This window comes from Microbacterium sp. NPDC089320, assembly GCF_040684875.1.
Classification (GTDB): Bacteria; Actinomycetota; Actinomycetes; order Actinomycetales; family Microbacteriaceae; genus Microbacterium.
Map to the genome: position 1 here is coordinate 456,894 of NZ_JBFBGY010000004.1, position 17,636 is coordinate 474,529.

Genomic DNA, 17,636 nt, shown 5'->3' on the forward strand with positions numbered 1-17,636 from the left:
CCGTCCGAACACTCGGATGGCGGGGCGTTCTGTGTGCGCCGCGCTTGCGCGGAGCATGCAGCCTCAGCGTTGAGCCTCGGTGATGCCGAGGAGTTCGAGAGGGTGGGTCAGCCTCCACCACGGGCTCGGGGCATCGACGTCGTCGGCAAGTGACACAGACGTCGTCACGGTGTTCAAGGGACCCACGCTGGTCAACGTGCCCACTTGGTCGCCCGATTCGCGATTGTCGCCGAGCGCGAAGTCCGTCGAGGCCTCAGCGGTCGCACCATTCCAGAGCACCACGTCGGCATCCGCATCCGTGACGACATCGGTGGTCGCTCCCCACACCGTGGTGACGGTGCCGACGACCGTGCCGGCGGCGATGGCGGGAGTCTGCTGCTCCAATTCCGTCTCGACCTGCGTGAACAGCGATCGCGTTTCGGTGAGGCGCTGTGCATCATCGGCCTGACCGAGAACAGCGGCATACAGATGCACGGTCGTGTCGTCGACGGTGATGACTTTCGCGGTCAACAGATTCCAGCTGTCGCCGAGCGTGCCGGTCTTCACGCCGACCACGCCGGGGTCTGCCAGCATCCCGTTCGTGTTCACGACCGTGCCCGCGCCCGGGAGCTCGACGGACGGAGTGCCGACGATCCCGGCGAAGACCGGGTTCTGCATGGCCAGCTCGGCCAGCGCAACGAGCGACTCGGGCGTGGCCCGGTTGCGGTCGTCGAAGCCCGAGGGAGTGATGATCGTGATGTCGTCGAGACCGCGGTCACGCAGCCACACGGCAGCCGCGGCGGTGAATGCCGATGGCGAGCCCCAGATCTCCGCGGCAAGACGGTCGATGTAGTTGTTGGCGGATCCGAGCAGCGTCCCCTGCAGGAGCTGGAACTCGGTGAGAGTGCCGCCCACGGGCACATCGAGCGCTGATTGATCGGAGCGTCGGTAGTCCCAGTACGCGAGGTTGTCGGCCCGTGTGAACGAGAACTCCGGGCCCTGCTCACCGACGGCGAGGGGCATCTGCTCGAGCACCATCAGGCTGGAGACGACCTTGGTGACACTCGCGATCGCGGCGGCGTCGAGCGACGACGACGTCGTGCCGATGCCGCCGATTCCCACGGCTGCGCTTCCCTGGATGGGGAAGGCGATCGCGGCCGCGGGCGCGGTGACGGGAGTGAGGTCCACAGACTGGACCGTCGGAGCGACCTCGTGCAAAGGCCACAGCATGGCCGATCCGCCGTAGGTGCCGAGCAATCCGACGAGCACGCCCAGGGGCACGAGCACGCCGGGTCGGGCGATCGCCGGACGCAGGTGCGCTCCGGTCAGCAGAGCGTCGCTGCTCTCCACAGGCGGAATGTCGTCGAGAGCGTCGGTCGCGGGGTGCCGGGCCACGTCGATCGGATCGACCCACGTCAGGGGCGTTCCCCCGCTGTCGCCCTCGGCCCACTGTGCGGGGGGAGTCGCCTCAGGGGTGAAGATCGCAGAGGCGTCGTCATCCGCAGGAAGGGCGGAGGCGGTGGCCTCGGCGGCATCGGAAGCGGTCACCTCCTCACGGTACCGAACTCGTGCGGGGATCCGTGTCGCTGCACGTGGAGAAGACGCGGGTGTCGCCTCTGGGTAAGATCGTGCATACAACCACGGGAGTCCGGCGAGCCGGGCTGAGAGGGAGCGAATCGCGCTTCGACCGTCGAACCTGATCTGGGTCATGCCAGCGCAGGGAGGAGTCACAGATGAGTACATCCACGTCCGGATCCACCACGGGATCGGCATCGGCCACGCAGCCCTCGAGGGGCCTCGGCCGCCCCGAGCTCTGGCGCTGGCGAGTCGTCGACATCGTCGTCGCCAGCGTCATCGCCGTCGCGTGCGCCCTGATCTTCCTGCTGTGGAACGTCGGCTACGAGGTTCCGAGCAGCATCCTGAAGCCGCTGCTCCCCGGCGTGCAGGGCCTGCTCGCGGGCCCGTGGCTGATCGCGGGCGTGCTCGGCGCTCTGATCATCCGCAAGCCGGGCGCCGCGCTCTACACCGAGCTGGTCGCCGCGATCATCTCGGCACTCGTCGGCAACGCGTGGGGCCCACTCACGATCGTCTCGGGTCTTGTGCAGGGACTCGGCGCCGAGCTGGTGTTCCTCATCTTCCTCTACGGCGTCTGGCGGCTGCCTGTCGCGATGCTGGCGGGGGCCGGCGCGGGTCTCGCCTGCGGAATCAACGACCGCATCCTCTGGTACGCCGGCGCCGACACGCTCTTCACCAGCATCTATATCGTCTCGACGACCATCTCGGGTGCGGTCATCGCCGGGCTCGGAGCGTGGTTGATCGCCCGAGGGCTCGCCGCCACAGGAGCCCTCAGCCGGTTCGCCGCCGGCCGTGAGGTCACCGCACGGGTGTGAGCTCCGTCACGACGCCCGCCACCCTCGAAGCCCGCGGCTGGGGGTGGCGGTACGCGACACGGCTGCGGTGGGCGGTGCGCGACGTCGATCTGCGCATCGAGCCGGGGGAGCGCGTGCTGCTGCTCGGCGCCTCCGGCTCGGGGAAGTCGACCCTCCTGCAGGGCTTCGGCGGTGTTCTCGGCGGAGCCGACGAGGGCGAGACCCACGGTGCGCTGCTCGTCGACGGTGTCGCGCCCACCGCCGCCCGCGGTCGCGTCGGAATGGTCCTCCAGGATCCCGATACGCAGACGATCCTCGCGAGGGTCGGCGACGATGTCGCCTTCGGATGCGAGAACCTCGGTGTCCCCCGCGACGAGATCTGGCGGCGCGTGCGTGCGGCGCTGGATGCCGTCGAGCTCGATGTCGCACTCGATCGGTCGACGGCTGCGCTGTCGGGCGGCCAGAAGCAGCGTCTCGCTCTCGCCGGCGTGCTCGCGATGCGACCCGGCGCGATCCTGCTCGACGAGCCGACGGCGAACCTCGACCCCGAGGGTGTGCGCGACGTACGGGATGCCGTCGCCGCGGCCCTCGATATGACGGGCGCGACCCTCGTCGTCATCGAACATCGCATCGACGTCTGGCTGCCGCTCGTCACCCGGGTGATCGTGCTCGGAGCCGAGCCGGGAGGAACGGTCGTGCTCGCCGACGGCACCCCCGACGAGGTTCTCGGCGCACGGGGCGCGGAGCTCGCGGCATCCGGTGTGTGGGTCCCTGGGCACCCGCCCGCCCTTCCGCCCGCGCCCGCTCAGCGCCCGGGGGCGACGCTGCTCGAGACTCGCGGCCTCACCGTCGCTCGGCGACACGGGCTCGCCGTGGCCGGTCCGTTCGACGTCGACGTGCGCGCGGGCGAGGTGCTCGGCGTGACCGGAGCGAACGGCGCGGGGAAATCGACCCTCGGTCTCACGGTCGCCGGGCTGATCCCTGCCGAAGAAGGGCGGGTCGCTGCACTGCCCGCGCTCGCCGCCGGTGAGAAGCCCGACCCCTTCCGCTGGTCGTCGCGAGCTCTGCTCACGCGCATCGCATCGGTCATGCAGACGCCCGAGCACCAGCTGCTCGCCAAGACGGTGCGCGACGAGCTGTCGGTCGGGCCGAGGGCGTTGCAGCTGCCGGAGGCCGAGATCGCCGCCCGCGTCGACGACCTGCTCGAACGGCTGCGGCTCACCTCGCTCGCGGACGCCAATCCCTACACGCTGTCGGGCGGAGAGAAGCGGCGGCTCACGGTCGCTGCCGCCCTCGCCACCCGCCCCAGGATGCTGGTGCTCGACGAGCCCACGTTCGGTCAGGATGCGACGACCTGGGCCGAACTCGTCGGCCTGATCGCACGCCTGCGTGACGAAGGCACGGCGATCGTGGCGATCAGCCACGACGAGGCCGTGCTCGAGGCCCTGCACGCCCGACGCATCGAGGTGCGTGCATGATCGATCCGCTGACCGCCCGCATCGAGCGATCCGGTCCGATAGCCCCGCGCTCCGCCCTGGCAAAACTCGCCGCCGCACTGCTCATCGCCCTGCCTCTCGTGCTGACGATCGACGTCGTCTCGGCATCCGTCGCCCTGCTGCTCGAGATACCGCTGCTCGTTCTCGCGGGCCTCGGAGCCAAGGAGTTCTGGACGCGCACGGCCGTGCTGTGGATCGCAGCGCCGCTCAGCGCGGTCACGATCGCGCTCTACGGCGCGACCAGTGGAACCGTGCACGTCGAATGGCTGGTGATGCGCATCAGTGACGGCTCTCTCGCCCTCGCTGCGGCGACCGCCGTGCGCGTGCTCGCGATCGGCCTGCCCGCCGTGGTGCTCTTCGTCACGGTCGACCCCACCGACCTCGCCGACGACCTGGCGCAGCGAGTGAAGCTGCCGGCGCGTTTCGTCGTCGGCGCCCTCGCGGGGATGCGGATGCTGGGGCTGCTCGTCGACGACTGGCGTGCGCTGTCTCTCGCGCGGCGCGCGCGGGGGGTCGCGGACGAGGGGCGGGTCCGGCGTGCGTTCGGCATGGCGTTCGCGCTGTTCGTGCTCGCCATCCGTCGCGGATCCTCTCTCGCCACCGCCATGGAGGCGCGTGGCTTCGGAGGCACGACGCCTCGTTCGTGGGCGCGGGAGTCGACCTGGGACCGACGCGACACGGCACTCGTCGTCGTCGCGGCAGTGATCCCGATGGCGGCGATCTCGGCGGCGGTCGTCACGGGCGCGTGGAACTTCATCCTCGGCCCGACGGCTTGACGCGCGCCGCTCGCCCCGACGGCCTGACGACCCGCAGCATCCACTCAGCTTTCTCATAGGTGGAATGCCGGTGTATTCGCTACCATTCAATGAACCCAAGGGGAGTACTCCACCACGGGCGGCTCGTCATTACGGATGTCCCTGCATCCCGGGTCCCCGGTTCTCGTTCTCGAGAATGGAGAAGACCTTGGCGTCGACATCGTCACGCCTCGTCTCTGGAGACCCCTTTGAACATCACCCCCCTCGTGTGGATCATCACGATCGCCGTCACGATCGCCTTCTTCGTGTACGAGTTCTTCGCGCACGTGCGAAAGCCCCATGAGCCGACGATCGGCGAGTCCGCCCGGTGGTCGGCGTTCTACATCGGCCTCGCGCTGCTGTTCGGCGTCGGGATCGGCACCGTCTCGGGCTGGACGTACGGCGGTGAGTACTTCGCCGGCTACCTCACCGAGAAGGCGCTGTCGATCGACAACCTCTTCGTCTTCCTGATCGTGATGACCGGTTTCGCCGTGCCGCGCATCTACCAGCAGAAGGTGCTGATGATCGGCATCGTCATCGCGCTGATCATGCGCGGTGGGTTCATCGCCCTCGGCGCGACCCTGATCGAGAACTTCTCGTGGATCTTCTACCTCTTCGGCGCGCTGCTGCTGTTCCTCGCCTACCGCCAGGCCTTCGCGCAGGGTGATCACAACCCGGCGAACGGCCGCTTCATGCGCTTCGTGCGTCGCATCCTGCCGGTGAGCGACGAGTACAACGGCGACCGCCTGACGGTTCAGCGCAACGGCAAGCGCTTCTTCACGCCGATGTTCCTCGTGATCATCGCGATCGGCTTCGTCGACCTGATCTTCGCCGTCGACTCGATCCCCGCGATCTACGGCCTGACCGAAGAGGCCTACATCGTCTTCACGGCCAACGCCTTCGCCCTCATGGGACTCCGCCAGCTGTACTTCCTCATCGGCGGTCTGCTGCAGCGTCTCGTGTACCTCGCTCAGGGTCTCGCCGTGATCCTCGCCTTCATCGGCGTCAAGCTCGTGCTGCACGCCATGCACGTCAACGAGCTGCCGTTCATCAACGGCGGCGAGCCGATGCTCTGGGCCCCCGAGATCCCGATCTGGTTCTCGCTGGTGTTCATCGGCGCGACCATCGCCGTCGCCACCGTCGCGAGCCTCATGAAGACCCGCCGCGACGACCGGCGCGACGCGCTCGACGCCCCCTCCACCTCTGCACCCCTCACCACCGACACACAGAAGGAACACTCGTGAACCAGTCGCGCCGCTCCGACGCGTCCGCAGACCCTGACAGACCCGGTGCCCGAACGACCTCGGGCACCCCTGCACACGGTGAGGTGACCCGCTGATGGGTGATCTCGCACTGAACATCGCGCTGGTGTTCGTGTTCGTCCTCGTCGGCGGCGTCTTCGCCGCGACAGAGATGGCACTGGTCACCCTGCGCGAGAGCCAGATCAACGCGATCGCGGCTCGCGGACGGCGCGGCGAGAAGGTCGCCGGCCTCGCCCGCAATCCCAACACCTTCCTCTCGGCCGTGCAGATCGGCGTGACCGTGGCGGGCTTCGCCTCGGCCGCCTACGGTGCGACCTCGATCGCCCCGTCGGTCGCTCCTCTTCTCGAGAGCTGGGGACTCCCCGAGGCGCTCGCGATGACCACCGCGACCGTGCTGCTGACGCTGATCATCGCGTATCTCTCGCTGGTGCTCGGGGAGCTCGTGCCCAAGCGCCTCGCGATCCAGCGCAATGCGCAGTTCGCGTACGCCGTCGCCCCGGTGCTCGACGGGTTCGCCACCATCATGCGGCCGGTCATCTGGCTGCTGTCGGTGTCGACGAATGCGCTCGTGCGCCTGCTCGGCGGCGACCCGCACAAGGCGGCAGAGGAGCTGAGCGAGGAGGAGCTGCGCGACATCGTCGCGACGCATCAGAGTCTTCCCGATGATGAGCGTCGAATCCTCGACGACGTGCTGTCGCTGCGCGGACGCCAGGTCAGCGAGGTCATGCGACCCCGGCCGGAGGTCGTGGCGCTCGACGGGGCGGCGACTCTGGCCGACGCCATCGCGCAGGTGCGGGAGCTTCCGTTCTCGCGGTACCCCGTCATCGACGCGTCGCTCGACGACATCGTCGGCTTCGTGCACGTGCGCGACCTGTTCGAGGCGGCGGCCGACGACGCCGGGCGTCCGGTTCACGGACTCATGCGTCCGGTCGAGTATGTGCCGTCGACCGCCGGCGTGCTTCCGACTCTGACGCGCATGCGCGGCGGCTCGCAGCACATCGCGGTCGTCGTCGACGAGTACGGCGGCACCGACGGCATCGTGACCCTCGAAGACCTGGTCGAAGAGGTCGTCGGCGAGATCTTCGACGAGTACGACACGGGCGAGGACCGGATGCCGGCTGCCGGCGGCGCGCTCGATGGGCGTCTCAACCTGCAGGACTTCGCGGAGATCACCGGCATCGCCCTGCCTCGCGGCGCATCGGACACGGTCGCGGGGTTCGTCACCGAGATGCTCGGACGCCTCGCGGTGGTCGGCGATTCGGTCGAGGTGCCGGGTGCGACTCTGCGTGTGACGGCCGTCGATCGACGCCGGATCTCGGAGATCCGCGTCGCTCTGCACGAGGACGTGGACGCGGATGCCGGCTCGCGCTCAGGGTCAGGCGCGGACGCGGCGCGGGGCGGCGACGCCTCGCCGAAGGGCTGAGCCTCAGGTCTCGTTCCAGAGCCGTCGGTAGTACTCGAGCCGCCCCTCGTCGGGGGCGACGCCGTACGCCTCGATGAGCGTGTGCTCCCACCCGGGTCCGAAGTTCCACGTGGTGCTCATCGAGGCGACGGCGATGTCGGCCCAGCGGTCGGCCGTGCCGAGCGCGGCGAGGTCGACATGCGCGAGCGGACGGGCGTCGTCGTCGAGCAGTGTGTTGGGCATGCACGCGTCGCCGTGGCAGACGACCAGTCTCTCGACCGGCGGCGGCTCGCGCAGGTCGGCGGGCACCGCGACGCCGCGTTCCGCCGCATTCGCGATCCTCCACTCGGTGCTCCACGTCCAGGGGCACTGCTCGACCGGCAGCGAGTCGTGCATCGTGCGCAGTGCCACGCCGACCGCGCGCACCGTCGTCTCGGGGTCGTCGCTCCAGCGGCGGTCCACGGCGCTGCGACCGGGAAGCGCCGCGGTGACGAGCCACTCGTGCGTGGCGTCCTCACCCTGATCGATCACCTCGGGGACCGCGATCCAGCGCTGTGCCCACCGCATCCGCTCCGCTTCGTCGCGCATGTTCGCCTCGGCGTCGTGCGGGCCCCACTTGATGTAGCGACCGTCGCCGGTGCGGAAGGTGAGCCCCCCGATGCCGTTGAGCCACACGGGAGTGAGCGTCGCGCCGGCGGCGAGCGACCGCACGATCGCTGGGATCTCTGTGGTCGTGGGGGGAATGCTCATGGGGCGCTCATCTCGTGCTCGAACGTATATCGGTATGCATGTATTTTTCCGGTTCGGGAGGTCGGGACGCGGTTAGTGTCATTCCCGGTCGCCGTCGGCGGTCGCATCATCCATCCCACTCGATAACAGCAGAGGTCTTCGTGCGTGCTTCGTCCCGGTCGCAGTGGTGGCGGCGTCATGGCAGCGATGCCGATGCCTCACCTGCGGCGCCTGATGCCGCTCACGCTGCCGCGGTCGGGCTGCCGAAGGCCCCGGCGATCTCGTCTCAGGAATCCGGCGAACGGGATCTGGAGCAGTTCGTCGAATGGATCTGGAGCGGCGATGCCCGGGCATCCGCACCGGCATCCGGCGTCGGAGTCGAGAGCACACGCATCACCATTGAGGAGAAGTACGACATGAGTTCACTTGACGACGCCCTGCAGCAGCTGCTGGCCATCGAGGGCGCCACCGGCGCCGCGATCGTCGACTACGGCAGCGGCATGGCACTCGCGCAGGGCGGCAACCCCTCGTTCGATCTCGGGATCGCCGCCGCGGGCAACTCGAACGTGGTGCGAGCCAAGCTGGCGACCATGCGCGACCTCGGCGTCACCGACGAGATCGACGACATCCTCATCACCCTGAGTTCGCAGTACCACCTGATCAACGTGCTCAACACGACGGGTGCGAGCGGTCTCTTCATCTACCTCGTGCTCAACAGCGCGTCGGCCAACCTCGCGCTCGCCCGGCACAAGCTGAAGGGCATCGCTGCGCAGATCGTCGTCTGATCTCGCGAGTCGTTCTGAAGGGGCGGGGCCGTTGCGGCGCCGCCCCTTCGGCGTGCGCGGCGTAGGCTCGGGATCGTCACGGCCAGCGGAGGCGACACCTGTGACGCGCCGGTTGAAACTCGGAATCAGCTAAACTGACACTGAGTCGCACACGTTCGAAGGGGAACCGCATGCAGATCCAGGGCTCGAGCGCTCTCATCACCGGCGGTGCGTCCGGTCTGGGCCTCGCCACCGCACGCCGACTGGCTGCGGCCGGCGCCGTCGTCACCATCCTCGACCTGACTTCCTCGGCGGGCGACGAGATCGCCTCCGAACTCGGCGGCGTGTTCTCCGGCGGTGACGTCACGAGCGCTGAGGATGCCGCTGCTGCCGTGGCCGCAGCACAGGCCGCCGCTCCGCTGCGGATCGTCGTCAACTGTGCAGGCATCGCTCCGCCCGCGAAGGTGCTCGATCGTGAGGGCAACCCCGCAGTGCTCGCCGATTTCGAGCGCATCGTGCGCATCAACCTCGTCGGCACCTTCAACGTCCTCTCGCAGGCCTCCGCGGTGATCGCGAAGAATGACGCGACCGATGACGGCGACCGCGGCGTCATCGTGAACACCGCGAGCGTCGCGGCCTTCGACGGGCAGATCGGTCAGCCCGCCTACTCCGCGTCGAAGGGGGGCGTGCACGCCATGACACTCCCGGTCGCCCGCGAGCTCGCCCGCTACGGCATCCGTGTCTGCACGATCGCCCCCGGCATCATGGAGACCCCGATGCTGATGGGCCTTCCGCAGTCGGCACAGGATTCGCTCGGTCAGCAGGTGCCGTTCCCCTCTCGCCTCGGACGCCCCGACGAGTACGCCTCTCTCGTGCAGCAGATCGTCGAGAACGGCTATCTCAACGGCGAGACGATCCGCCTCGACGGCGCGATCCGCATGGCGCCGAAGTAGGCCTCCCCGACTTTCGAATCGCGCACTTTGCACGATTCGAGCAGAAAAGCTGCAAAGTACGCGATTCGAACGAGAAGGTGGCTCATGAGCACACTCGCAGGCAAAACCATCCTGATGTCCGGCGGCAGCCGCGGCATCGGCCTCGCGATCGCGCTGCGCGCCGCGGCCGACGGCGCGAACATCGCGATGCTCGCGAAGACCGACACCCCGCACCCGAAGCTCGAAGGCACGGTGCACACCGCGGCCGAGCAGATCAGGGCCGCAGGCGGCCAGGCGCTGCCGATCGTGGGCGACGTGCGCGACGACGACGACATCACCGAGGCCGTGCTCAAGACGCAGGGCGAGTTCGGCGGCATCGACATCGTCATCAACAACGCCAGTGTCATCGACCTCTCGCGCTCGCTCGACCTCGGCGCGAAGAAGTACGACCTGATGCAGGACGTCAACGTCCGCGGCACGTTCATGCTCTCGCGCGCGGCGGTTCCGATCCTCAAGGATGCCGAGAACCCGCACGTCCTGTCGCTGTCGCCGCCTCTGAACCCCACCCCGAAGTGGCTCGGTGCGCACACGGGGTACACGCTCGCGAAGTTCGGCATGACGATGGTGACGCTCGGCCTCGCGGCGGAGTTCGCCCGCGACGGCATCGCCGCGAACACCCTGTGGCCGCGCACGACGATCGCCACCGCCGCGGTGCAGAACCTGCTCGGCGGCGACAAGGTCATGGCGGCGAGCCGGACGCCCGACATCTACGCCGACGCCGCCTACGCGGTGCTGCTCAAGCCGGCAGCCGAGTACACCGGTCAGACCTTGATCGTCGAGGACGTGCTCGAGGCCGACGGCGTGACCGACTTCTCGCAGTACGCCGCAGTGCCCGGCACTCCCGACGACCGGCTGTTCCCCGACATCTTCCTGGACTGAGGCTCCGCACCCCGCCGAGGGCCGTCAGAAGAGCAGGTAGATCGCGCCGGCGATCGTGAGCGCGATCACGATGCGGTCGAACAGCACCTGATTCATGCGCTTCGCGAGGCGGATGCCGCCGAGGGCGCCGAGCACGACGAGCGGCGCCAGCACGGCATCCATCAGCAGCACGTGTCCCTCGAACAGGCCGAGCCCGGCGAGGAAGGGAATCTTCACGAGGTTGATGATCGCGAAGAACCAGGCCGAGGTGCCCAGGAACACCTGAACCGGCGTGCGGGTCGCGAGGAAGTACATCGACATGACGGGTCCGCCGGCGTTCGCGACCATGGTCGTGAAGCCGCCGAGGGTGCCGTAGACGCCCGAGAGCACGATGCCGCCGGGCGCGGACACGACGGCATCCGCGCGGTTCTGCCGCCATCTGCGCCACAGGGTGACGGCGATCATGGCCAGCAGGATCACGCCGATCGCCCTGCGCACGATGCCGTCGCCGGCGATCGCGAGAAAGGCGAACCCGGCGAGAAGTCCCGCCACGACGGCGGGCGCGAGGCGCAGCAGGGTCGGCCAGTGCGCGTGGCGGCGATAGGTGATCAGGGCGAACACGTCGCCGACGATGAGCAGCAGGAGCATCGCCGCGGTCGACGTGCGCGCGGGGAGCACGGTCGCGAACAGGGCGATGGCCAGGATGCTGCCGCCGGGGAGCGCCGTCTTCGAGACGCCGATCGTGACGGCGGCGAGCCCGAGAGCCGCCCAGGCGAGAGGTGCGAGTTCGATCACCGGGTGATCGGCCGGATCAGCCGCGCGTGGCGGCGAGTGCTGCGGCGAAGCGGGCCGATCGCTGCTCGATGTCGGCCCAGTCGGACGCGGCGAGCGAGGCGCCGTTGGCGAGGTCGCCACCCGCTCCCACCGCGACGGCTCCGGCGCGGAACCAGTCGGCGAGGTTATCGGGAGTCACGCCGCCCGTCGGCATCAGCGGAGCATCCGGGAAGGGGCCGCGCAGCGCGCCGAGGTAGGAGGGGCCGCCGAGCGAGGCGGGGAAGATCTTGACCACATCGACGCCGAGCTCGAGCGCGCCCATGACCTCGGTCGGGGTCATGGCGCCGGTCATGACGACGCGTCCGGTGTCGAGCATCGCGCGCGTCAGAGCGGGAAGGGTTCCGGGGCTCACGAGGAACTCCGCACCGGCATCCGCGGCGAGGGTGGCCTGCTCGGCAGTGGTCACGGTGCCGGCACCGACGTAGGCGGCATCGCCGTGACGGTCGATGAGCTCACGGATCGCGGCTGGTGCGTCGGGCGTCGAGAAGGTCACCTCGATGCCGGTGACGCCTCCGCGGATGATCGCCTCGGAGGCCTCGAGGGCCAGCTCGGGCGAGGGGGCGCGGAGAACGGCGAGGACGCCGGCGGCGCGTGCGCGGGAGAGGCGGTCGGGCATGGCGAAAGCTCCTTCGGTGAGGGGATCGTCTCCATTCTCGCCGACGGCATCCTGTAATTACAACCGACGGACTGTCGCCCCAGGCGTCTCCCATCCGGTCGCCGGTACCCTGGAGGTATGACCGAGACTCCCCGCACGCGCGAGACGCGCCCCGCCACGGCACCCGCGTCGTCCCGTTCGGGGGCCGTCCGTTCCACCGGCGGTGCGCAGGTGCGCCCGGCGACCGAGGGGTGGACGCAGCAGAAGGATGCCGAGGGGCGGCCGCTGCTGCAGTTCGCCAGCCCCAAGCGCGGCAAGCCGCCGGTGCACCTCGCCGACCTCACTCCCGCCGAGCGCGTCGAGAAGGTCAAGGAACTGGGCCTGCCCGGCTTCCGCGCGAAGCAGCTGTCGACCCACTACTTCCGCCACTACACGTCGGATGCCGCCGAGATGACGGATCTTCCGGCCGACACCCGCGAGCAGCTCGTGGCCGGCATGCTGCCCCCGCTGCTCACCGAGGTGCGTCGCCTGGAGACCGATCGCGGCGACACGATCAAGTTCCTGTGGCGCCTGCACGACGGCGCGCTGGTCGAGTCGGTGCTCATGCGCTACCCCGGTCGCATCACGCTGTGCGTCTCGTCGCAGGCCGGATGCGGCATGAACTGCCCGTTCTGCGCCACCGGTCAGGCCGGTCTGACCCGCAACATGTCGACCGCCGAGATCATCGAGCAGATCGTCCGCGCCAACCGCCTGATCGCCGAGGGCGGCCTCGGCGGCAAGAAGGCCGATGACCACTCCATGGAGCGGGTCTCGAACATCGTCTTCATGGGCATGGGCGAGCCGCTCGCCAACTACAAGCGCGTGATGGACGCCGTGCGCACGATGATCGCGCCGCAGCCCGACGGGCTGGGCATGAGCGCGCGCGGCATCACGGTGTCGACCGTGGGGCTCGTACCGGCGATCAAGAAGCTGGCCGACGAGAACATCCCGGTGACCTTCGCGCTCTCGCTGCATGCCCCCGACGATCACCTGCGCGACGAGCTCATCCCGGTGAACTCCCGCTGGAAGGTCGACGAGGCTCTCGATGCCGCCTACGACTACTACGCCAAGACCGGCCGTCGTGTCTCGATCGAGTACGCCCTGATCAAGGACATGAACGACCACGCCTGGCGCGCCGACCTGCTCGCCGACAAGCTCAACGAGCGCGGCCGCGGTTGGGTGCACGTCAACCCGATCCCGCTGAACCCGACGCCCGGGTCGATCTGGACGTCGTCCGAGCCGTCGGTGCAGAACGAGTTCGTGCGCCGGCTGAACGACGCGGGCATCCCGACGACCCTCCGCGACACCCGCGGCAAGGAGATCGACGGAGCCTGCGGTCAGCTCGTCGCGACGACCGAAGACGAGGCGGCCTCCGCCGCGATGGCCTGAGGCCGGGCCGCTCGGCGGTCGCGGATGCCGTCGCGGCGGCCCAGCGCCTCGGCGCGCGCGAGCCACGACGCGATGCGCTGGGAGCTCGCGTCCTTGACGCCCAGCATCCGGCTCGTGCGCACGGATCGGATGCCGCAGAACCTCATCGTCCCGCGGGCGACATGCGTCTGCGCGGGCAGGCCGGTGAACGGCGTGAGGAACCACGGGGTGTCGGCCAGCAGGAACAGGCGTCCGTTCGCCGCAGTGAGCAGGCCTTCGGGCATTCCGAGCTTGGAGTACCGGTACTCCTGCTGTGGCAGCAGTGCGCGATCGAAGAACCCCTTGAGCAGCGCGGGCACCGACCCCCACCAGAGCGGTGTGAACACCACGACCGTCCGGGCTTCTGCCAGCGCGCGCTTGGCGTCGATCAGGTCGGGCTCGAGCTCCATGCGCCGGCGGTAGCCGAATCGCAGCGACGGGTCGAAGTCGAGATCGCGCAGCGCGAGGATGCGGGCGTCGCCGTGTGCCGCGGTGTATCGCCGCGCGAGTTCTGCGGTGAGGGACCGGCCGTCGGGGTGGCCGTCGATGATCAGTGCGGACGACATGGGCGCTCCTATGTTGACAGTGTCAAGCTGTGGTGGACACTGTCAAGATAGGAAACAATGTTGCTTGTGTCAAGTTCTCGATCCGGCTACCACCACGGCGACCTCGCCCACGCCCTCGAGGCGGCGGCGATGCAGCTGCTCGCTGAGAAGCCCGCGGGGGAGATCAGCCTGAGGGAGGTCGCCCGCGCCGCTGACGTGAGCCACAATGCGCCGTATCACCATTTCTCCGACCGGCGCGGTCTGCTCAAGGTCCTGGCAGGGCGCAGCATGGCCGACCTCGTCACTGCCGTGCGCGTCGCGATCGAGCAGGCGCCCGACCCGGCTTCGGCCGTGATCGCGGGCGGTGCCGCGTACATCCGCTACGCGGTCGAGCATCCGCACGGTTTCGACGTGATCTACGACCCGACCGTCTGCATCCCTGGTGAGCCGAGCGAGACCATGGCCCCCCTGATCGACGAGCTCGAGCAGCTGCTGTCGGAGCCATCGATCGCGGCGGGCCTGGAGAGTGCCAGCGGCGTCACCGGCGTCTGGGGCCTCGTTCACGGGCTCGGAACCCTGTGCGCCGCGGGGCACTTCTCGCTCGACGACGCGCTCGCCGCCAGCGCCGAGGCGCTCGCCCGCATGCTCCCTCGCTGACCCTCGGAGGCGCACCGAGGGCGGAAACACAGGGGACGTCCACGTTTTCCACAGGCGGCATTTCGTAGATTATCCGGATGCAATATTCTGCCCACCGCCCTGGACGGTTCGACTCGCAGGGTCGGATCATCCTCGACAGCGATCCGAACGCTGACACGGATGATCTCGACTTCCTCCGCGAGTACGAGCCGACCGGTGCCGACCCTGAGGCGTCCGAGCGAGTCGACGCCGGGCGAGCGGCAGGAAGGCCGGAGCAGGATGCCACGACATCCGCCGAGCCCGCCCGTGCGCCCAAGCCCCGACGTCAGCCGCGCGAGCGTGCACCGCGCGTGCCCGGCTCGCGTCTGCGCACGCTCGCGATCCTCGGTGGCGCCGAGGGCGAGATCCTCGACCGCGTTCCCGGCGAGACGCCGCGCTTCGTGCAGATGTTCTTCGTGCTCGCCGGCACCGCGCTCGTCTCGGCGATCTCGATGCTCTTCGCACTCACCACGGGCGTGCAGGCCGCGATCTGGCTGGCCGTGCCGCTGGCGGTGGTGTGGGCGCTCATCATCTTCAACCTCGACCGCTTCCTCACCTCGACCATGACGTCGACCCGCAACGTCTGGAAGCTGATCGGCCTCGCGATCCCGCGTGTGATCATGGCCGCGATCATCGGCTTCGTCGTCGCCGAGCCGCTGGTGCTGCAGATCTTCCACAACGACATCGCGCGCGAGGTCGCCTCGACGAACATCACTCAGGCGCAGGCCGACCAGGACGCGCTCGAGACCGGCCCCGAGAAGAAGGCGCTGGATGCGGCATCCGATCGTGTCGCTGAGCTCGAGAACCAGGCGGCGACCGGAATCGTCGCGGGCACCGACTCGTCGTCGGCGACCGAGTCGGCCGCGCAGGCCACGGTCGACGACCTCACGGCCAAGATGACCGAGCAGCAGGCCGTGATCGATCAGGCGCGAGTGCTCTATCAGTGCGAGCTGACGGGTGAGGGCGCGGGCACGGTTCCCGGCTGCACCGGCGTGAACGGCGAGGGCGCGAGCTCGGATGCCGCCAAGGCGCAGCTCGCCGAAGCGCAGCAGACCTACGATGCGCTCGCCGCACAGCTGCGCACCGCGAATGAGGAGCTCGCCGCCGCAGGCACCGCCGCGAAGGAGAACACCAGCACGTCGGAGTCGCAGAACCGCGAAGAGGCGCAGTCGCAGCTGCCCGCCGCGCGCGACAGCTACGACACCGCGCTTGCCGCGTACAACGCGCGCGCGGAATCCGTGGCATCCGGCAATGCGGGGGCGATCGGTCTGCTGAGCCAGATCAGCGGTCTGAACAGGCTCAGCGAGAAGGAGCCGACGATCCTGTGGGCGCACATCCTCATCGCCGCGCTGTTCTTCATGATCGAGCTGCTGCCCGTGCTCGTGAAGGTGCTGACCTCGTACGGCGATCCGTCGCTCTACGAGAAGGCTCTCGCGATCCGCAAGCAGGTCGCGCTCGACAAGGTCACCGCCGAGGGGTTCCGAGACCGCGCGGCCATCGTGACCGTGCAGTCGCAAGGGATCCAGGCGGATGCCGGATCGGGTGAACCTCAGACGCGAGCCGAGCGCAAGGAGGCCGCGCAGGCCGCCGAGGAGCGTGACGCCGCGCAGGAGCGTGAGCTCGCGGAGAAGCGCGCCCAGGCGCAGACGCTCGAGGAGCAGGAGCAGCTGGTCGACTCCCGCGGCTGACCCGACGGACGGATGCGGCACGAACTGCGACGGGAACGGACGGATGCGGCGCTGAGACCGGTCACGGTGATCCGGCCCGACTGTCCGACACGGCCGGTAGCGTTGTCACATGGTCAACTATCGCTATCTCGGCAACAGCGGTCTCAAGGTCTCTGAGATCACCTACGGCAACTGGGTCACGCACGCTTCGCAGGTCGGCGACGACGCCGCCGTCAAGACCGTGCACGCGGCGCTCGACGCCGGCATCACCACATTCGACACGGCAGACACGTACGCGAACACCGCGGCCGAGGTCGTGCTCGGCAAGGCGCTCGAGGGGCAGCGTCGTGAGGGCCTCGAGATCTTCACGAAGGTCTACTTCCCGACCGGTCCCAAGGGTCCGAACGACACCGGCCTGAGCCGCAAGCACATCCTCGAGTCGATCAACGGTTCGCTGACGCGCCTCGGCACCGACTACGTCGACCTGTACCAGGCGCACCGCTTCGACTACGAGACCCCGCTGGAGGAGACGTTCCAGGCGTTCGCCGACGTGGTCCGTCAGGGCAAGGCGCTCTACATCGGCGTCTCGGAGTGGACGGCCGAGCAGCTGCGCGAGGGGCACGCGCTGGCGAAGCAGCTCGGCGTGCAGCTCATCTCGAACCAGCCGCAGTACTCGATGCTGCACCGAGTGATCGAGGGCAAGGTCGTGCCGGCGTCGGAGGAGCTGGGCATCTCGCAGATCGTCTGGTCGCCGATGGCGCAGGGCGTGCTGTCGGGCAAGTACCTGCCCGGTCAGCCGGTGCCCGAGGGCTCGCGCGCGACCGACCCGCACAGCGGCTCGGACTTCATCAAGAGCTTCCTGCAGGACGACATCCTCACCGCCGTGCAGAAGCTCAAGCCGATCGCTGAGCAGGCGGGCCTGTCGATGCCGCAGCTCGCCATCGCGTGGGTGCTGCAGAACCCGAACGTCGCCGCAGCCCTGGTCGGAGCCTCGCGCCCCGAGCAGCTCGCCGACACGGTCAAGGCTTCGGGCGTGACGCTCGACGCCGACACTCTGGCCGCGATCGACGAAGCACTCGGAGACACGGTCAACCGCGACGCCGAGGCCACCTACTCGGTGTCGCCGAAGGCCCGCCTGGTCTGACAGCCGCACGACGAAGGCCGCCGTCCCACTGAGGGGCGGCGGCCTTCATCGTCGACACCCGGGGCTTTCGAATCGCGCACTTTGC

17 protein-coding genes and 1 riboswitch are annotated in these 17,636 nt (G+C 69.0%); of the genes, 12 read left to right on the forward strand and 5 right to left on the reverse strand.

What is annotated here, in order from left to right:
• Positions 1-63: 63 nt before the first annotated feature.
• A complete protein-coding gene (locus tag AB0N61_RS14045; protein ID WP_363364969.1) occupies positions 64-1,527 on the reverse strand; it encodes a D-alanyl-D-alanine carboxypeptidase in 1,464 nt (487 codons plus the stop codon).
• Between the two features lie 82 nt (positions 1,528-1,609).
• A riboswitch (TPP riboswitch) is annotated at positions 1,610-1,719 on the forward strand.
• On the opposite strand from AB0N61_RS14045, the gene AB0N61_RS14050 reads away from it, so the two are divergent.
• From AB0N61_RS14050 to AB0N61_RS14070, 5 genes are all read left to right on the forward strand, one after another.
• On the forward strand, positions 1,713-2,369 hold the full coding sequence (locus tag AB0N61_RS14050) for an ECF transporter S component (RefSeq protein ID WP_167948338.1): 657 nt from the start codon (positions 1,713-1,715) through the stop codon (positions 2,367-2,369). Its footprint overlaps the riboswitch before it by 7 nt.
• Entirely contained in the window at positions 2,366-3,826 is a 1,461-nt protein-coding gene (locus tag AB0N61_RS14055; protein WP_363364970.1) for an ATP-binding cassette domain-containing protein, read from the forward strand. The genes AB0N61_RS14050 and AB0N61_RS14055 overlap by 4 nt, the downstream gene beginning before the upstream one ends.
• Positions 3,823-4,620 (forward strand): energy-coupling factor transporter transmembrane component T, encoded by a 798-nt coding sequence (locus AB0N61_RS14060; RefSeq protein WP_363364971.1) that lies wholly within the window; start codon positions 3,823-3,825, stop codon positions 4,618-4,620. Before AB0N61_RS14055 ends, AB0N61_RS14060 begins: the two co-directional genes overlap by 4 nt.
• A 227-nt stretch (positions 4,621-4,847) precedes the next feature.
• Positions 4,848-5,882 carry a TerC family protein gene (locus AB0N61_RS14065; protein WP_167948340.1) on the forward strand — a complete coding sequence of 345 codons (1,035 nt, stop codon included), beginning with the start codon at positions 4,848-4,850 and terminating at the stop codon, positions 5,880-5,882.
• A gap of 94 nt (positions 5,883-5,976) precedes the next feature.
• Positions 5,977-7,323, forward strand: a complete 1,347-nt coding sequence (locus AB0N61_RS14070) for a hemolysin family protein (protein ID WP_363364972.1) — start codon at positions 5,977-5,979, stop codon at positions 7,321-7,323.
• A gap of 3 nt (positions 7,324-7,326) precedes the next feature.
• On the opposite strand, the gene AB0N61_RS14075 is transcribed toward AB0N61_RS14070, so the two are convergent.
• Positions 7,327-8,052, reverse strand: a complete 726-nt coding sequence (locus AB0N61_RS14075) for an aminoglycoside 3'-phosphotransferase (protein ID WP_363364973.1) — start codon at positions 8,050-8,052, stop codon at positions 7,327-7,329.
• 140 nt (positions 8,053-8,192) lie between these two features.
• Between AB0N61_RS14075 and AB0N61_RS14080 the strand changes: the two genes are divergently transcribed.
• From AB0N61_RS14080 to AB0N61_RS14090, 3 genes are all read left to right on the forward strand, one after another.
• Positions 8,193-8,816: a hypothetical protein gene (locus tag AB0N61_RS14080; RefSeq protein ID WP_363364974.1), complete on the forward strand. Its 624-nt coding sequence runs from the start codon at positions 8,193-8,195 to the stop codon at positions 8,814-8,816.
• A 170-nt stretch (positions 8,817-8,986) separates the two neighbouring features.
• Entirely contained in the window at positions 8,987-9,748 is a 762-nt protein-coding gene (locus tag AB0N61_RS14085) for an SDR family NAD(P)-dependent oxidoreductase (RefSeq protein WP_363364975.1), read from the forward strand.
• Positions 9,749-9,832: 84 nt separating this feature from the next.
• The gene (locus tag AB0N61_RS14090; RefSeq protein WP_363364976.1) at positions 9,833-10,666 is read left to right on the forward strand and encodes an NAD(P)-dependent oxidoreductase; all 834 of its coding nucleotides are present in this window, start codon (positions 9,833-9,835) and stop codon (positions 10,664-10,666) included.
• 24 nt (positions 10,667-10,690) lie between these two features.
• Here the strand turns inward: AB0N61_RS14090 and AB0N61_RS14095 are convergent, their stop codons facing one another.
• Positions 10,691-11,440, reverse strand: coding sequence for a sulfite exporter TauE/SafE family protein (locus AB0N61_RS14095; RefSeq protein WP_363364977.1), 750 nt, complete (start codon positions 11,438-11,440; stop codon positions 10,691-10,693).
• 16 nt (positions 11,441-11,456) lie between these two features.
• Positions 11,457-12,095: a bifunctional 4-hydroxy-2-oxoglutarate aldolase/2-dehydro-3-deoxy-phosphogluconate aldolase gene (locus AB0N61_RS14100; protein ID WP_363364978.1), complete on the reverse strand. Its 639-nt coding sequence runs from the start codon at positions 12,093-12,095 to the stop codon at positions 11,457-11,459.
• Between the two features lie 117 nt (positions 12,096-12,212).
• Between AB0N61_RS14100 and rlmN the strand changes: the two genes are divergently transcribed.
• Positions 12,213-13,502, forward strand: a complete 1,290-nt coding sequence (rlmN, locus tag AB0N61_RS14105; RefSeq protein WP_363364979.1) for a 23S rRNA (adenine(2503)-C(2))-methyltransferase RlmN — start codon at positions 12,213-12,215, stop codon at positions 13,500-13,502.
• Here rlmN and AB0N61_RS14110 read toward each other — a convergent pair.
• Positions 13,451-14,086 carry an NAD(P)H-dependent oxidoreductase gene (locus AB0N61_RS14110; RefSeq protein WP_363364980.1) on the reverse strand — a complete coding sequence of 212 codons (636 nt, stop codon included), beginning with the start codon at positions 14,084-14,086 and terminating at the stop codon, positions 13,451-13,453. The two genes, rlmN and AB0N61_RS14110, sit on opposite strands and share 52 nt — an antisense overlap.
• 66 nt (positions 14,087-14,152) lie before the next feature.
• On the opposite strand from AB0N61_RS14110, the gene AB0N61_RS14115 reads away from it, so the two are divergent.
• The 3 genes from AB0N61_RS14115 (at position 14,153) to AB0N61_RS14125 (ending at position 17,551) form a co-directional block, all read left to right on the forward strand.
• On the forward strand, positions 14,153-14,722 hold the full coding sequence (locus AB0N61_RS14115; protein WP_363364981.1) for a TetR/AcrR family transcriptional regulator: 570 nt from the start codon (positions 14,153-14,155) through the stop codon (positions 14,720-14,722).
• Between the two features lie 77 nt (positions 14,723-14,799).
• Complete coding sequence (locus tag AB0N61_RS14120; protein WP_363364983.1) at positions 14,800-16,428, forward strand: DUF4407 domain-containing protein; 1,629 nt, start codon at positions 14,800-14,802, stop codon at positions 16,426-16,428.
• A 109-nt stretch (positions 16,429-16,537) separates the two neighbouring features.
• Entirely contained in the window at positions 16,538-17,551 is a 1,014-nt protein-coding gene (locus AB0N61_RS14125) for an aldo/keto reductase family protein (RefSeq protein ID WP_363364985.1), read from the forward strand.
• The last annotated feature ends 85 nt before the right edge of the window (positions 17,552-17,636 follow it).

Excerpts from the sequence above, each read along its gene's own strand:
- AB0N61_RS14090 (WP_363364976.1), top strand. The coding sequence starts at position 9,833 with ATGAGCACACTCGCAGGCAAAACCATCCTGATGTCCGGCGGCAGCCGC.
- AB0N61_RS14075 (WP_363364973.1), bottom strand. The coding sequence starts at position 8,052 with ATGAGCATTCCCCCCACGACCACAGAGATCCCAGCGATCGTGCGGTCG.
- AB0N61_RS14125 (WP_363364985.1), top strand. The coding sequence starts at position 16,538 with ATGGTCAACTATCGCTATCTCGGCAACAGCGGTCTCAAGGTCTCTGAG.
- AB0N61_RS14085 (WP_363364975.1), top strand. The coding sequence starts at position 8,987 with ATGCAGATCCAGGGCTCGAGCGCTCTCATCACCGGCGGTGCGTCCGGT.
- AB0N61_RS14110 (WP_363364980.1), bottom strand. The coding sequence starts at position 14,086 with ATGTCGTCCGCACTGATCATCGACGGCCACCCCGACGGCCGGTCCCTC.
- AB0N61_RS14060 (WP_363364971.1), top strand. The coding sequence starts at position 3,823 with ATGATCGATCCGCTGACCGCCCGCATCGAGCGATCCGGTCCGATAGCC.
- AB0N61_RS14050 (WP_167948338.1), top strand. The coding sequence starts at position 1,713 with ATGAGTACATCCACGTCCGGATCCACCACGGGATCGGCATCGGCCACG.
- AB0N61_RS14100 (WP_363364978.1), bottom strand. The coding sequence starts at position 12,095 with ATGCCCGACCGCCTCTCCCGCGCACGCGCCGCCGGCGTCCTCGCCGTT.
- AB0N61_RS14120 (WP_363364983.1), top strand. The coding sequence starts at position 14,800 with ATGCAATATTCTGCCCACCGCCCTGGACGGTTCGACTCGCAGGGTCGG.
- AB0N61_RS14070 (WP_363364972.1), top strand. The coding sequence starts at position 5,977 with ATGGGTGATCTCGCACTGAACATCGCGCTGGTGTTCGTGTTCGTCCTC.
- rlmN (WP_363364979.1), top strand. The coding sequence starts at position 12,213 with ATGACCGAGACTCCCCGCACGCGCGAGACGCGCCCCGCCACGGCACCC.